The 14,621-nt window shown below is 72.6% G+C and carries 11 protein-coding genes; 2 read left to right on the top strand and 9 right to left on the bottom strand.

The genetic code is table 11. From position 1 onward, the window contains the following. Nucleotides 1-3,682 (top strand): helicase-like domain-containing protein (locus tag F0L68_RS43020; RefSeq protein ID WP_223199607.1); only part of this gene is annotated, 3,682 nt, incomplete at its 5' end. A 55-nt stretch (nucleotides 3,683-3,737) separates the two neighbouring features. Next, complete coding sequence (locus F0L68_RS41015) at nucleotides 3,738-4,268, top strand: hypothetical protein (protein ID WP_149855320.1); 531 nt, start codon at nucleotides 3,738-3,740, stop codon at nucleotides 4,266-4,268. Nucleotides 4,269-4,357: 89 nt separating this feature from the next. On the opposite strand, the gene F0L68_RS41010 is transcribed toward F0L68_RS41015, so the two are convergent. Genes F0L68_RS41010 through F0L68_RS40975 form a run of 9 tightly spaced genes read right to left on the bottom strand, consistent with a single transcriptional unit; the run spans nucleotide 4,358 to nucleotide 14,582 of the window. Then, nucleotides 4,358-5,395 (bottom strand): C40 family peptidase, encoded by a 1,038-nt coding sequence (locus tag F0L68_RS41010; RefSeq protein ID WP_149855322.1) that lies wholly within the window; start codon nucleotides 5,393-5,395, stop codon nucleotides 4,358-4,360. Nucleotides 5,396-5,406: 11 nt separating this feature from the next. Continuing rightward, nucleotides 5,407-5,874 (bottom strand): hypothetical protein, encoded by a 468-nt coding sequence (locus F0L68_RS41005; protein ID WP_149855319.1) that lies wholly within the window; start codon nucleotides 5,872-5,874, stop codon nucleotides 5,407-5,409. Next, on the bottom strand, nucleotides 5,874-6,512 hold the full coding sequence (locus tag F0L68_RS41000; RefSeq protein ID WP_149855318.1) for a hypothetical protein: 639 nt from the start codon (nucleotides 6,510-6,512) through the stop codon (nucleotides 5,874-5,876). The genes F0L68_RS41005 and F0L68_RS41000 overlap by 1 nt, the downstream gene beginning before the upstream one ends. Then, entirely contained in the window at nucleotides 6,509-8,329 is a 1,821-nt protein-coding gene (locus tag F0L68_RS40995) for a type IV secretory system conjugative DNA transfer family protein (protein WP_188317121.1), read from the bottom strand. Before F0L68_RS40995 ends, F0L68_RS41000 begins: the two co-directional genes overlap by 4 nt. After that, nucleotides 8,326-9,894 (bottom strand): putative type IV secretion/conjugal transfer ATPase, encoded by a 1,569-nt coding sequence (locus tag F0L68_RS43015; protein ID WP_188317120.1) that lies wholly within the window; start codon nucleotides 9,892-9,894, stop codon nucleotides 8,326-8,328. The genes F0L68_RS40995 and F0L68_RS43015 overlap by 4 nt, the downstream gene beginning before the upstream one ends. Then, a complete protein-coding gene (locus F0L68_RS40990; protein ID WP_149855317.1) occupies nucleotides 9,891-11,375 on the bottom strand; it encodes an SCO6880 family protein in 1,485 nt (494 codons plus the stop codon). Before F0L68_RS40990 ends, F0L68_RS43015 begins: the two co-directional genes overlap by 4 nt. Nucleotides 11,376-11,395: 20 nt before the next feature. Further along, entirely contained in the window at nucleotides 11,396-13,528 is a 2,133-nt protein-coding gene (locus F0L68_RS40985) for a hypothetical protein (protein WP_149855316.1), read from the bottom strand. Beyond that, nucleotides 13,512-14,210 (bottom strand): hypothetical protein, encoded by a 699-nt coding sequence (locus F0L68_RS40980; protein WP_149855315.1) that lies wholly within the window; start codon nucleotides 14,208-14,210, stop codon nucleotides 13,512-13,514. The genes F0L68_RS40985 and F0L68_RS40980 overlap by 17 nt, the downstream gene beginning before the upstream one ends. A 36-nt stretch (nucleotides 14,211-14,246) precedes the next feature. Beyond that, complete coding sequence (locus F0L68_RS40975; RefSeq protein WP_149855314.1) at nucleotides 14,247-14,582, bottom strand: hypothetical protein; 336 nt, start codon at nucleotides 14,580-14,582, stop codon at nucleotides 14,247-14,249. Nucleotides 14,583-14,621: the final 39 nt, after the last annotated feature.

The following is a 14,621-nucleotide window of genomic DNA, read 5'->3' as shown; positions in this document are numbered from 1 at the left end:
CGGCGAGCGGCGCCGCGAGTTCGTCTCCCGGATCGCCACCGGCGACTGGGACGCGGTGGTCATGACGCGCACCGCGTTCGAGCGCATCCCGATGTCCCCGGGAGCGCAGCAGGCGTACCTGGACAAGGAGGTCGCGGCGTTCCGGGCGCTGCTGGAGCGGGCCAACGCGAGCGAGAGCAAGCTGACGGTCAAGCGGCTGGAGTCGGCGTGCGTACGGGCCGAGGAGCGGCTGACCCGGAAACTGGAGTCCACCAAGGACCTCGGCTTCGACTTCGAGATGACTGGCATCGACTACCTGGTGGTCGACGAGGCGCACGGCTACAAGAACCTGCGCACGCCCAGCAACATCCCCGGTGCGGCGATCGAGGGCAGCAACCGCGCCTCGGACCTGGACATGAAGCTGGACTACCTGCGTGGGCGGCACGGCGGGCGGATCGCCACGTTCGCCACCGCCACGCCGATCGCTAACTCGGTGACCGAGGCGTACGTGATGCAGCGCTACCTGCGGCCGGACCTGCTCGACGCCGCGCGGATCCCCGACTTCGACGTGTGGGCGGGCACCTTCGGCCAGTCGGTGACCGCAATCGAACTCAGCCCCGACGGCGCCAAGTTCCGCATGAAGACGCGGTTCGCGAAGTTCCTCAACGTGCCCGAGCTGTTGGCGATGTGGCATGTCAGCGCGGACATCAAGACCGCTGAGGACCTGCGTCTGCCCACGCCGGACCTGGTGGCCAGGCCGGGGGATGGCAAGCGAGAGCCGCAGATCGTGCCGACGCCGCCCACCCCGGAGCTGGAGGAGTTCATCGCGTCGCTGGCCCAGCGCGCCGAGGACGTCCGCAACCGGGTGGTGGAGCCCGAGCAGGACAACATGCTCACGATCAGCGGCGACGGCCGGGCCGGCGCGTTGGACATGCGGCTGGTGGAGCCGACCCGCGCCGGAACCGGTGTGCTGGCCACCGCCCACGACGACCTGGCTGCCATGGAGGAGCTCGGCGCGCAGCGGCTGGTCGAGCTGTGGGACCGCCACCGCGACCCCACCACCGGCAGGCTCACCCTCGATCCGGCGACCCGGCAGGCCGCGCTGACGGAACTGTGGGCCGACGTCTACGGCAACCAGCTGCGCAAGATTCACGCCGTCGCGGACACGATGGCCACGATCTGGGCGACGCGCCGCGACGACGTGCACACCGGGCCCGGCGGCGGACAGGTTCGGGGGGCGTTGCAGCTGGGCTTCTCCGACCTGGGCACGCCCAACTCGGAGAAGTGGAACGCCTACGACGAGCTGCGCCGACTCCTGGTCGCCCGCACGATGCCCCGCCGCAGCATCCGCTTCGTCCACGAGGCCGCCAACGACCAAGCCAAGGGCGAGTTGTTCGCCGCCTGCCGCAGCGGCGAGGTCGCAGTGCTGCTGGGATCCACCGAGAAGATGGGTGTCGGCACCAACGTCCAGCTCCTGGCCGCCGCCCTACACCACCTGGACTGCCCATGGCGGCCCGCCGACGTGCAACAACGAAACGGCCGCATCCTGCGCCAAGGCAACCTCTATCCCGAGGTCGAGATCCTCATCTACGTCACCGAGGGCAGCTTCGACGGCTACTCATGGCAGACCGTCACCCGCAAGGCCGAGTTCATCGCCCAGGTGATGCGCGGGAAGTTGGACGTCCGCGAGATCGAGGACATCGGCGACGCGGCGCTGACCTACACCGAGGTCAAAGCCTTGGCCACGGGCAACCCGCTGCTGCTGGAACACGCCGAAGCCCAAGCGGAGCTGACCCGCCTGGAACGCCTACAGCGCGCACACGACCGCGTCCAGAACCGCCTGGACCACGCGATCCACGACGGGGAGCGGGCGTTGCCCGGCTTGCAGGAGCAGGTCGACACCCTGGCGGAGGTCATCGGCCGGCGGCGAACCACCCGCGGCGACGCCTTCGCCATGTCCCTAGACGGCCGCCGCTACACCGTCCGCACCGAGGTCGGCGACCAGCTCAAAGCCCGGTTGGACCACTACCTGGAGGGGCTGCGCAACGCCAGCCGCACCATCGGCGTCATCGGCCAGCTCGGTGGACTGCCCGTCAGTCTGGAGATCTACCAGCTCGGCCAGCACTCCCCGGAGGCGCGGTTCACCGTCGGGGAGAGCTCCAACACGGTGCAGATGACGCTCACCGAGGTCCGCAACAGCAAGCCCGGACCGCTGGTGACGAAGCTGGAGAATGCGCTGGACCGCCTCGACCGCCTGCACCACCAGGCGGTGGACCGCGTCGAGCACACCCGCACCGAGATCGACCGCGCGCGCGACGAGCTGGGCAAGCCTTTCCCGCACACCGACGCACTGACCGAGGCGAAGGCCCGGTTCACCCAGATCGAGGCGGCGTTGGCCGAGCAGGCCGAACCGGAGAACACCGGCGTCGAGAACTCGGTCGCTGACGCGGTGTCGTTGCAGGACATGGCGATGCACGACGCGCTGGCGATGGCCGGCCTGAACCCCGGCGGGGGCACGACGCTGGTGATCTCATCGGGGAAGGGAATGCCGCAGGGCCCGAGGTCGACCTCCGGCACCGGTTCCAGCGCGGACCGGCCGCCCTCACCGGGGCGCGGATCGGCCACGCGCGTCCTCGCCGATCCGAACGCGACGGCCGTCGACGACGCCGCGGTCGAGCCCTACGCGCAGGCCGATCCCACGTCGACGGTGCGCGCCCTCGTGCTGCGGCTGTCGCGTGAGGAGGGGCTGGTCTTCCGCAGCCCAGTCGCGAATGACGTGCACGCCCGCGCGTTGACGCATCCCCAACCCGGCGACCCGGGGGAAGCCGGCACGTGGGAACAGGTGGACGCCACCACGTGGCGGGCGGTCGGCACCGTCGGCCCGCTCACCTTCGCCACCGTCGACCAGGCCAACAGCGCGCACTGGCAGCTGATGGCGTACGCGCCCCAGCTCCGCCGCGACCACGTCGACCTGGAGTTCGTGGTGGACGAACCCCTGCCCCCGCAGGCGCAGTGGATCGTCCAGAGAGCGGTGGCCGACGGGCGCGCCACCGTGCGCAACGAAGGCCCCGCCAACGATGGCCTCGCCGCCGCGAGTAGTCCGCCAGCACCGGCCAGCTCGCGATCTGCCGGCGTGGCAGGCGGCACCAGTCGATCCGGGCGTGTGTTGGTCCTACGTCACAGCCGCGCCGACGGCGCACTGCTGCTGGGCACCGACCGCAGCGACAACATCGCCGAGATCCTCCGCGCCTCCACCAACCGAGGTCTGGACACCGGCCGGTGGAAGTGGTCAAGCCGGATCGCCAACGGCACGACCGAACCCGGCGCCTGGTATATCCCCCGCACCCGCGACCAGGCCGCCAACGCCACCACCATCGACCACCTCGCGCGCACCGCCGCAGCCCTGCGCACCACCGGATTCACCGTCCAAGTCGACCTCGACCAGCACTCGCTGAGCTCGGATGGCCGCTGGCGGCTGGAGGCGGTGCACCCCGACCTCCTCGCACCCGAGAGAACCTCGCCCGGCGAGCCCGCGACAGCCGAGGACACCGGCACCACGATCACCGACACCTACCGCGCCCGGTCCGAGCAACTGGTGCGCCGAGCGTGCTCGCCCGCCGAACAGGAGCCCGAGGATGGACGCACCGACACCATCGAAGCCGATCTCGACCTCGCCTACGAGGACGCCGGGCCGGACTGGTGACCACGGCGACCGAACACCGCTCCTGCTGGCCTCGATCGTCAGCGGCCTTGCGGTGATGGCCGGCTGCTCCACACCAGCCGCCGACAGCACCCAGACACCATCTCCGGCCGCGACGCCGCAGCCCAGCATCACCTTCACACCCACATCGGCGGCTGTGCTCACGCCGCCCACCAGCAGTTCTGGCGTCGGTCACGCTGCGACGGCCGAGGACGTGGCCACACGATGGCTGGCTGCCCTTCGCGCCGCACGGTGGACCGATGGATCGCCGGCGGCGTGGGTGGACCGCGTTCGGCCCTACGTCACCGACGCCCTGCACGGCCGCGATCAACTGCTCCGTGATGCTGGTGGGGGAGCGGACTGGCGCGCCTTCGTGCAGGGCCAGTGCGCGAGCACCGTCACCGATCTCCGGGCGATCCGGCCGCCGGAATCACCCGGCACCAGCAGTGCCGCGCAGGTGCAGGTGAGCGGCACCGTCCGCACCAGCTGTGATGCCGCCACAGCCCAGGTCCCTGCCGAGACGGCGACGGCCACCCTACTGATCGTTCAGGTGCCCGACGGGTCGTGGCGTGTTGACCAACGGCTGTAGCGCTGTGGGGCACGACCCTGCCCTGTCGCCGTGGCGATGGCCGGCGCGCGGAGCGCCCCACCGCCAAGGACGCGGTGGCTGGTTGGCAGTCAGGTCGTTCCCGGACGGACCGCGCCGATGAACTGCGAGGACCAGTACGGCGAGTGCCAGACATTATTGGTGATCTTGACGACGTCTCCCGACTCCGGCGCCTGCACGACCTGCCCGTTGCCCACGTAGATGCCCAGGTGGTGGATGTCGCCGGTGGGTTGTCCGTTGTCCGACAACAGGATCAGGTCGCCGGGCAGCACGTCGGCGGGGCTGGTGACGGCGGGCTGGAACGCGGACCAGATCGCGGTCGTGTTGTGGGGGAGCGTCACGCCGATCTGGGCGTAGGCGTACACGGCCAGCCCGGAGCAGTCGAAGCCGACCTTGCCGGCGTCCACGCCGCTGCCCGGCGACGGGCCGGCGGCGGTGCCGCCGCCCCAGGCGTAGGGGACGCCGAGCTGGGACAGCGCGGCCTGCACGACGGCTTGTGCCTTGGGGTTGGTGTGCCCACCGGTGCAGGTGACGCCCTGGACGGCGCCGACGACCTCGCGGGCGTCCTGCTCGTGGCGGCCGTAGGCGTCGGGGAAGCCGGAGCGCTCCACGGCTTGGGCGGCGTCGTTGACGCTGAGCTGCTCCCAGCCGGGCACGCCCAGCAGATGCTCGTAGAACTTCCGGGCCGAGTAGGCGGGGTCCATGATCTGCTGCGGGGTGCCCCAGCCCTGGGAGGGGCGTTCCTGGAACAGACCCAGGGAGTCGCGGTCGCCATAGTCGAGGTTACGTAGCCCCGATTCCTGCATGGCTGCGGCGATCGCGACGACCCAGCCGCGGTCGGGCACGGTCATCTGCTGGCCGACGCCGACGATAATCGCGGCGTTGTGCATCTGGTCGGGCCCGTAGCCGGCCACCTCGCCGGCGGCGGTCGCGCTAGCGGGGGCGCAGGTGACGCCGGTGATCCCGGCGGCCTGGGCGGGTTCGTCGTCGCTGACGATCGCCAGTACCGCCACGGCCACCAGCAGCAGCGGCGTGAGCACGACGGCGACCGCGATCTTCCCGAGGCCGTGTTTCTTGGCTTGGCTGGCGGCGGCGGTGACCGCGAGCATCGTCACGACGGCTACACCTGCGGCCCGGACTCGTCGTCGAGTTCGGCGGCCAGCTCGGGGTTGTAGGCGGCGTCGAGGCCGTGCTGGACTCCGGCGAGGTAGCCGTCCTGCTCGGCGAGGGCGTCGGGGGCCGCGAGTGCCGCGCGGAACTGGTCGGCCTGGGCGTCGGTGAGCACACCGGCCTCGACCAGGGCCGCCAGTCGTTGCGGAGCCTGCTCGATCTCCTGCTCGTAGGGGAGGTAGCCCTCGGTCTGCCCCGGGACGCCGTGGTCGTCCCACAGCGCGAGTGTGCTGGCGGCGACCCGACGGGCGACCTCGTCGGCGAACTCGCGGTTGATCAGGGCCAGGTGGACATCCGCCAGCAGCTGGCGCGTGTCGGACTCGCTGACCGCCGGGGCGGGGGCGGTGGGGTCGGTGGCGGCGCGCAGGTGCCGGGAGCGGTGGCGCAGCACGGTGATCCGTCGTCGGGGCCAGGCCATCACAGGTCACCTCCCGCGGCGGGCGCGGGCAGCGCGGCGCGCGTCCGGTCCCGTACGGTGGCCAGCGCCGTGTCCCGGGCGGGGTGGCCGGTCCACTGCCGGTACTGCTCGGGGGTGTCCAGGCCGCTGCCGTCGTGGTCGCCGTCGCAGCGGGGCCGGCCCCAGTTGCCGTCGGCCAGCCGGGCCCGTGCTTTGAACAGCCGGTCCTGCCACGCCGAGGGCGCGTCGGGGGCGGCGTTGTCCGCCCAGGCTCCGACCCACGCCACCCGCAGGCTGACCAGCTCCTCACGGACGGCGGGATGCTCGGGCCAGCACGGGGGGACGACGCTGGTCAGCCGGTAGGTGGCCACCAGCCAGTCGACCCAGTCCGTGAGCCGGGCCCAGGCCGCGTCGCAGCGGGCGCGCTGGTCGGCGGCGGCCTTGGCGGTCTTGGGGGTCGGGTAGCTCTCGAACCGGAAGTCGCTGCGCCGCTCCCCGGCGGTGGCGGCGCGGGTGCGCTCCAGGCGCTCCAGGCGCTCGGCCAGCGCGGGCAGCACGGTCAACACGTCGTCGCACACGTCCAGCGCCGCGTCGACGCGCTCCTCCAGCGAGGCCGGGCGTGCCGCGGCGAGGGTGCCGGCGGGGTCGGGGGTGCTCACGAGACGCTCCGTCCCTCGCGCAGCGCGTCGTAGAACTCGCGTTCGGCGGCGGCGCTGACCCCGGCGTCGGGGCGCTGGAAGTAGGGCTGGAGCTCGGTTTCCACCGGCAGGAGGCCGCCGGCGGCCAAGACCAGGGCGTGGAAGGCGGGGATGCCGCGCACCTCGGCCGGGGTCAGCCCGGCGCGGCTGCGCAGGCTGAGCTGTTCGGAGCGGCCGGAGCCGCCGCCGCGGGTCAGGGAGGAGACCTGCTCGTCGAACTCGCCGGCGTAGGCAGCGATCTCGCGCATGTCGTCGAACCCGGCGACGCCGGGCAGCACCAGGCGGACGGTGGCCGCGCCCCACATGCTGGCCGCGTCCTCGCGGCCCCACCGGGCGGCGGCCTGCGCCCGGTCCTGGACGACCATCGTGGTGGGGATGCCGCGCCCGCCGCCGTCGGAGATCAGGTCGGGCAACTGCCGCAGGGTGGCGGTGTTGGGTGCCTCGTCGGCCAGCAGCCGCAGCGGCGGGTCCAGGCGGTTGTTCTCCGCGCCCTGCCCGCCGCGCCGGGCCGCGTCGATGATCTCCTCCATGAGGGCGGCCAGCAGGTCGGACACCGCGACGGTCTGGGCGCGCTGCGACAGCAGGTACAGCGTGGCGTGCCCGGTAGCGGGGTCGAGGAAGGCGTGCGGGTCGAACTGCTGGCCGGTGCCGGGCAGGCAGGTCTCCAGGACGCGCTGGTGGGTGAAGACCTCCATCGCGCCCTCCACAGCCATGTAGTAGCCGGCGCGCTGCCGTTCGGGGGTGTTGATGACGGAGAACTGCATCTCCGCCCAGTTGTCCGGGGTGACCGGGCTGCGTTCCAGGATCGCGGCGGGCTCGACGCTGGTCTGGTCGTAGGTCCAGCGCAGCACGCCGCGAATGTCGCGGTGGGTCAGGGCGGCGGCGTGCAGGAGGTTGCGCAGCACGGCCTGCCCCCTGTTTTTCCAGGCGTCGCCGTTGGAGACCGCCGACATGTCCACCGAGGACATCAGGGCTTGGGCGCGGCGCATCGCGACGTCGGGGTCGACGCAGGCGCGCACGGGGTCCCAGCGCACCAGCGGCAGGCCGGCGGCCTGCTTGAGCGGGTCGAACAGCAGCACCGTGCCCGTCTCGGCGCGGGCCTTCCAGGTCGCGGCCATCACGTCGGCGCGGGAGCTGGGCGCGAGCAGCGGCCCGTCGTGGTCGAGCGCCTCGGGGATGACAACGCAGGAGGTCTTGCCCGACTCGCTGGGCCCGACGACGTACTTGGACTGCCGCACGCTCGACCAGCACTCCACGCCGGTGTTGACGTCGCGGCCCAACCGGGTGCCCACCTGCTCGGGGAGCGGCCGAGGAGTGGTGCGGGCCAACTGCGGCCGCAGCCGGGGCGCCTGCGCGAGCAGCGCCGTGGTGCCCAGGCGGGCGGCGACGTCGCGGCGGGCGGCGAACCCGGGCCGGGACCGGCCGCCCTGCACGACGCGGGCCACCGCGATCACGCCGGCCACGGGCACGGCCAGCAGCACGGCGAACACCAGCCAGTACACGAGAGCGGATGGCGTGTCGGCGGGCAGGCCGGGCCAGTGGCGCATCGGGTCGGCGGGGTGGGCGTAGACGCCGAACACCGGGCCGGCCACGTTCAGGCCCAGCCCGTGCCAGCGGGGCCAGCCCCGGCCCGTGAGCACCGCCGCCAACTGCCCGCTGCCTGCGGTGATCACGCCCAACACGACGACCGTGGCGCAGGCGATGCCACCGAGGGTTTCGCCGGTGACCTGCCGCACGACCTGCCGGTCGCCGCCATGGTGGCGCAGGCCGGCGGTCACGACGACGCTCCGGTCTGCACCGCATCGAGCAGCAGGTCCCACTCCTCGTCGGAGATGTCGTCGACGCCGACGCGGCCGCGCATCCTCGAGTCGGTCTGCACCAGCGGGTGCTCGATGCTGGACAGCAGGTGCTGCACGACATAGGCACCGGTGCCCAGCAACCACATGCCGCAGCCCTTGCGCAGCCACCGCAACAGGTGGGTCTGCACGTCGGTCAGGCCCAGCAGGTCGCGGGTCAGCGGCAGCGCGGCGTCGACCTGCCGGTAGACGACCCGGAACCCGGTGTCCTCCAGCAGGCCGCGGGCCAGGCGGGCGGCCTGGGAGCCGGCGGCGCCGGTCTCCCAGTCGGTGAGCCGGTGGGCGGCCAGCAGGTTGCAGATCCCGAACAGCCGGGCGAGCTTGAACTGCTCCTGCAACCGCAGCAGCAGCGGCACGTACCGCATCACCACCCAGGACTCGTCGTAGCCGACCAGGCGGGGCCGGGCGTCGGGCCGCATGAGCTCGGCCTCCATCGCCGACTGGGCGCAGACCATGCTCATCACGGTCACGGCCTGGTCGGCGCGGATGGCGTGCAGGTTGACGATGGTGCCCGGCGCGTCGAAGTCCAGGTAGCGGGCGTTGTCCTCCTGCGAGTCGAACATGCCGGCCAGCGCGCCGGTGACCATGCTGTGCAGCGCCAGGCGCGCGTCGCGGGACTCGTCCAGCAGCGCGGCGGCGGTGATGCCGCGCTCGCGCAGCTCGTCGGCCCAGGTGTCGGTGCGGGTCATGTTCGCCACGACGGCGGGCAGCGACGCCGGGGCGAGCTCGTCGCGGGCACCACCGCGCAGTTGCCCGGTGGCGGAGTCCAGCGCGAGTTCCAGCGCGGTGCGCTCGGTCATGCTGATCGGCCGGTCCAGCCGCACGTGGATCAGGCCCTCCAGCAGCGCCAGCCGGCGGGCCTTGAGCGAGGCGCGCCATTCCACGACCGACTGGGCGGGGTGACGGGCGACGGTCGCCAGGGGGTTGAGCCGCACGCCCAGGCCCGGCCCCAGCCGCAGCGGCTCGACGCCGACGCCGGCGGCCAGGTCGGTGTACTCGTCCTTGACGTCGACCCAGGAGAAGGGGATGCCCACGGCGGCGAACCGCATGATCAGGCACTTGAGCAGCGAGCTCTTGCCGGAGCCGATCTCGCCGATGACCAGCCCGTTGGGGCTGGTGATCACGTTGGATCGGTAGAGCTCCCACGGGTCGAACAGGAAGCTGGCGCGGGAGTACAGGTCCAGGCCGACGTACGCGCCGGGCACCCCGAGCCCGGGGTCCATCGTCCACGGGTACCAGGTCTTCAGAACGCTGGTCGCGGCGGTGTGCGCGGGCAGCCGCATCCGGTGCGCCAGCCGCCCGGCCGCCGCACCGTGGGCTCCACGCCGATCGCGGCGGGGCCCGGCTTCGCGCCGCAGCCGCCCGGCTTCGGCGGTGCGGCGGGCGCGGTCGGCGCGGTCGGCGGCGCGGGTGGTGTCCTGGTCGGCGGCGCGGCGGCGGATCTCGTCGAGCAGCCGGCGCGGGGAGTCAGGGTCGCGTGGGTTCATGATCCGGTCAGTCCCCTCATCGGGCTCAGCCCACGCGCCAGCGGCAGCGACGTGAAGAACCCCTGGTCTTGCTCGCCGTAGAGCACCATCGACATGCAGCGGATGCGGGTCAGGCGGCGGCGCACCGCGGTCACCGCGCGGCGCAGCTCCTCGGGGGTGGCAGCGGTGACGGTGACGAACATCGAGTAGCGGACGTAGCCGGCGCCCTCGGCGATCTCCTCGTCCAGGCGTTGGGCGGCCTGGAACTCCTTGACGGTGCGGGAGTCCACGACCAGGCCGTGTTTCTGCTTCATGTAGATCGTGCCGCCGGCGGCGAGTTCCTGGTTGCGCACCGAGCGTTCGGCGCGGTCCACCGGCAGCGGCTCGGCGACCAGGGAGATCGAGCGGCGCACGTCGCCCTGCTGCAACAGCGGCGCCAGCCACGACGCCTTCACCCGCCGGCGCGGCAGCTCGTGGACCCACAGGGTCGAGGAGACCGCCGAGTCGTGCCGGTACACGCCCCACTGGCGTTCGGTGGCCGACGGCCCGGCGGTGCGGGGGTCGAGTTCGTGGCGCGGGGAGGACTGCAAGTCGTACAGGGGCAGGGAGTCCGGGTCGAACTGGGAGTGGATGACCGCGGCGTAGTGGCCGGGCGAGAGCCATCCACGTACGGGGATGCGGGCCTCGGTGATCTGGCGTTGCAGCTCGGCCAGCCGCTCCACGGCCACCACGCCGATGGCCGCGTCGTCACCGCCGGAGGCCTTGATGTCCCCGGCCAGCCGGTCCAGGTCCAACGCCACGACGAAGAACACCTCGTGGCGTTGCGCGGTCGGCGCGGCCTGCGAGACCAGTTCCCGCAACGCCTGCGCGGGCAGGGTGTCCCGGTCGGGCACGCGGTCGAGGTAGTACTGCTGGGCCATGTTGGTGGAGTCGGGCATGCTGCGGAACAGCAGTTGCCAGCGGGTGATCGCGGTGTCGGTGTCGGTCATGGACTCCATCACCGCCTCCCAGTCGTCCAGGCGGCCCTGCTGCTCGGCGGACTCCTCCAGCACGATCGGGGTGCCCTGGGTGAGCAGGGCGGCGGTGACCGTGCGGTGCACCTCGTCCACGCACAGCCCGACCCGGTTGTGTCCGTCGGGGTTGGGGGCGCTGATCATCCGCACGCCGGCCAGGTCGCCGGGCAGGTCCATGCGGTGGGCCAGCGACCCGGGGCCGAACACCGCGCCCCGGTAGACGCCACTGCGGCGCAGCCACGACCACAACGCGCCGGCCGCCGGCCGTGCCCACTCGCCGATAAACCGGCCGCCGATCCGCATGAAGGAGAACCAGACGATCGCGCCGCCGGCCACCAGCAGCACGGCGAACACCACGATGGAACCCATCTGCACGCCCAGCCAGGGCAGGGCGATGCCGAGCACGATCGCGGCCATCTGCGCCAGGCTGATCTTGCCGATGACGCCGTTGGTGCGGCGCGGCGGAAACACGTACTGCGGTTCGTCCATGATCTGGCCCCCTTGTCGGGTCACGCCGGCGGGATGGGTGGCGGGGCGGCACCGGCAGCGGCTCTGCCGCCGCTGGTCGAGCCGCTCGCGCCGCCCGAGGCGGACGGGCTCTTGCTGGTGCGGGGCGCGCGGGCCACGACCCGGCCCAGGTTCGCCGGCGGCAACTCGTCGCTGGTGGTGGTGCCCGAGGCGGGATCGCCGGAGGGTCCCGAGGGCGGACGGGTGCTGCCGCCAGACCCGGTCTGTCGTCCGCCGTCGCCGGCCTCCTCGCCCGCGCCCGCGTCACCGTCGCCCGGTGCCGACGAAGAGGTCGAGGCGTCCGTGCCGCCCGCACCGCCGCTGCCTCCGCCGCCCGCGGCCCGCACGGCACCACCGTCGCTGGAGCCGCTGGAGCCGGGGTCCGGCGAGGACTGCTGCTGGTCGTGGCCGCCCGCGCCGCCGCCGCTGGCTCCGCCGGGTCCTGTGCTGCTCCCGGAGGCTTGGCCGCTGGTGGTCCCGCCGGCGAACTGCCGGCCCAGGTCGGCGACCGCCGACATCATCGTGGAGACGGCGCTGCCCATCGCTGCGGTCGTCGCGGAGGTGCCGGCCGCGGCCAGGTCGCCGGAGCGACCGGCGCTAGACCCGGCCGCGCCGGGCCGGTCGGCCACGAACTCGACCAGCTCCCACAGCAGCCAGGGCGTGGTGACCAGCAGCAGCGCCAGGGTCAGGCCCTGGATCACGTCGACGATCTGTTTGACGACGTCCTCGCCGGCGTTCAGCGGCAGCATCAGCGCCTGGCAGAGCAGGAACACCGCGACCATCGCGAACTTCACCCAGGCGATCGCGACCAGGCGGCCGGCCCACTTGGCCAGCCATCCGGAGCTGGCCGGGTGGACTTGGCCTGCGGCGGCGACCGATCCGAACAGCGCCCACATCAGCACCAGCGGTCCGTGGATGACCAGGAAGATGATGGCGAAGATGATGCTCAGGGCGATGATGCCGCCGGCGATCAGCGCGACGATCGGGTTGGACTTGGCCAGGCTGGTGGTGAAGTCGGCTTGGTGGGCGAGGTCGCCGCCGGCGGCGGCTAGGGACTGGGTGCACTGGTCGGCGAGTTGGAGCATCAGGATCGCGCCGACGCCGGCCAGGGTGATGCCGGCGACGGCCTTGATCCCGCCGAACAGGCTGAACTGCATGCGGCCCTGTTTCCAACTGGTCGCCAGGGTCGCCAGCCATCCCAGGAACGCCAACGCCAGCGCGACGCCGGCCACGAGGTTGTAGACCGAGGTGAACCCGGCGCCGGACAGGTCGGGGGAGGTGACGCCGACGGCGAGCTTGATGAACACCGCCCACAACTTGGTGACGCCGTCGACGATGAAGGACACGACTTGGGCCATGCCGTGCTTGGTGGCCCAGTCCAGGATGTCCTGCATGATCTCGCCGGGGCTTTTGATCTCGGTGTTGGGGTCGGAATGGGTGGCGCCGGGATGGTCGGCGTTCGCCTTGGAGCGGGCGGCGTTCACGCGCGTGACGTAACCGTCGGAGAACGCGTTCCACGCCTCGCACTGCTGGTGCTGGGGGGCGGTGGCCGCGCCGGAACAGGCGAGGTAGAACCCGCCGCAGGGGGCGTTGTCCGCGCCGGTGTTGTTGGCGCACTCGTAGTTGCTGTGGTGGTGGGAGTCGGCGGTGGCGTTGCCCCAGTCGAACCCGAAGGGCTTGTAGCCCGAGGGACCCGCCCACTGGCGGGCTTGGTCCACGCAGTAGCCCTCCGGCACGGTGATCTGCGCGGCGATGTCGCGGTAGCCCGCAAGGATCTCCTCGGAGCGGCCCTGGTCGCCGCCGCCGAAGTCGGGCTGGAAGAACTGGAGCAGCGCCGGGGTGTCCTTGACGACGTCCTGCGTGTAGATCGACCAGTCGCCGCCGTGGTCGCGGCAGGACGGCGAGGTCATCCACGGCGAGCTGGTCCACTCCGGGGTGCCGGGCACGTACTGGCGCAGGTTGGCCGGCACGCTGGCGGCGTCGTGCGGGTCGGCGTAGGCCGCGGGCTGCGACAGGCCCAGGAACGCGACGACCAGACCGAGCAGCGCCAGGCGTCGCCACCGCCGTCGTGGCCCGGTTGCGGCGGCCGTCGGTGCCCCGGCCCGACCGGGCGGGGGGTCAGGGTTCGGGGACATAGCTCCAGTCCTGGGTGAGTTCGCGGTAGCGGAAGTCGAAGTCGCCCTCGGCGCTGGTCATGCGCTGGTCGGCGCGGGCCGGCCACGGGCCGGAGGCGTAGGTCTGATCCGTGACCTGCCATTGGCCTGCGTCCCAGGCCAGGGTGACCGTGGCTCGGCTCCAGTCCTGGGTGCCGGCCGGCTGCGGGACGACCTGCGAAGAGCTCGCGGCCACGCCCCACACCAGGACCACGGCGTGGCCGCCGTCGTAGGCCTGCACCGCGGCCGACAGCGGCGCGAAGCTGGTGCGGGCCTTCGACAGTTGCTCGGCCGGCGCGGTCGGGGCGGCCAGCACCGCCTTGGCGGTGTCGGTGGCCTGCGGCGCCAGCAGCACCGTCGCGGCGGGCCCTGCCGGAAGGGTGCCGGCGGCGACCCGGAACCCGGCGACCTGGAAGTTCTCGGCGGCGGTCGCGGCTCCGGCCAGGCTGTGCCGATCGGGCACGGGGATCCCCGACCGCATGGGCAGACCCGCCGGGGCCGCGGCCGGGGAGTCCGGGGCGGGCGCGGTGGCCCGGCCCAGCGCGAAGCCCCCGCCGGCAAGGACCGCGGCGGCCAGGACCCCCGCCGCGCCCAGCGCCGCGCGCCGCGAGCGGCCGGGGCCGGTGGCCGGGGTGTATCCGGAGGTGAGGTCGTTACGCGCCATCGTGGTTGCTCCCTGTGTGCGGGCGGGTGAGCCGAGTCACGACACGCTAGTGATCCAGGTCCAGATGGCGCCCGCGGAGGTCAGGGCGATGCCGCCGACGCCGGCGCGCAGGATGTTGGTCTTGGCGTTCTGCGACAGGTGCATGCCGCCGGCCATGTGCCCGGACACCCACACGATCACGCCGCCCAGCAGCACCAGGAAGCAGATGCCCAGGCCGATGAACAGCATCACCTTGGCCAGTGTGAGGATCACGCCGGTCTTGGGGACGCCGCTGCTGTCGGGGCCGATGTTGGAGAAGTCCGGGCCGCCGCCGCCGGTGGGCGGGGGGGCTGCGAGCAGCGCCGTGGCGGTGTGCGCGAGGTCAACCCACATAGCCCAGCACCTCCTGGGTGGTACGGATCGCGGTGAGCA

Source organism: Solihabitans fulvus (genome assembly GCF_008386585.1).
GTDB classification, from domain to species: Bacteria; Actinomycetota; Actinomycetes; order Mycobacteriales; family Pseudonocardiaceae; genus Solihabitans; species Solihabitans fulvus.
The sequence above is the reverse complement of the archived record's forward strand: the minus strand, read 5'-3'. Positions and strand labels throughout refer to the sequence as shown.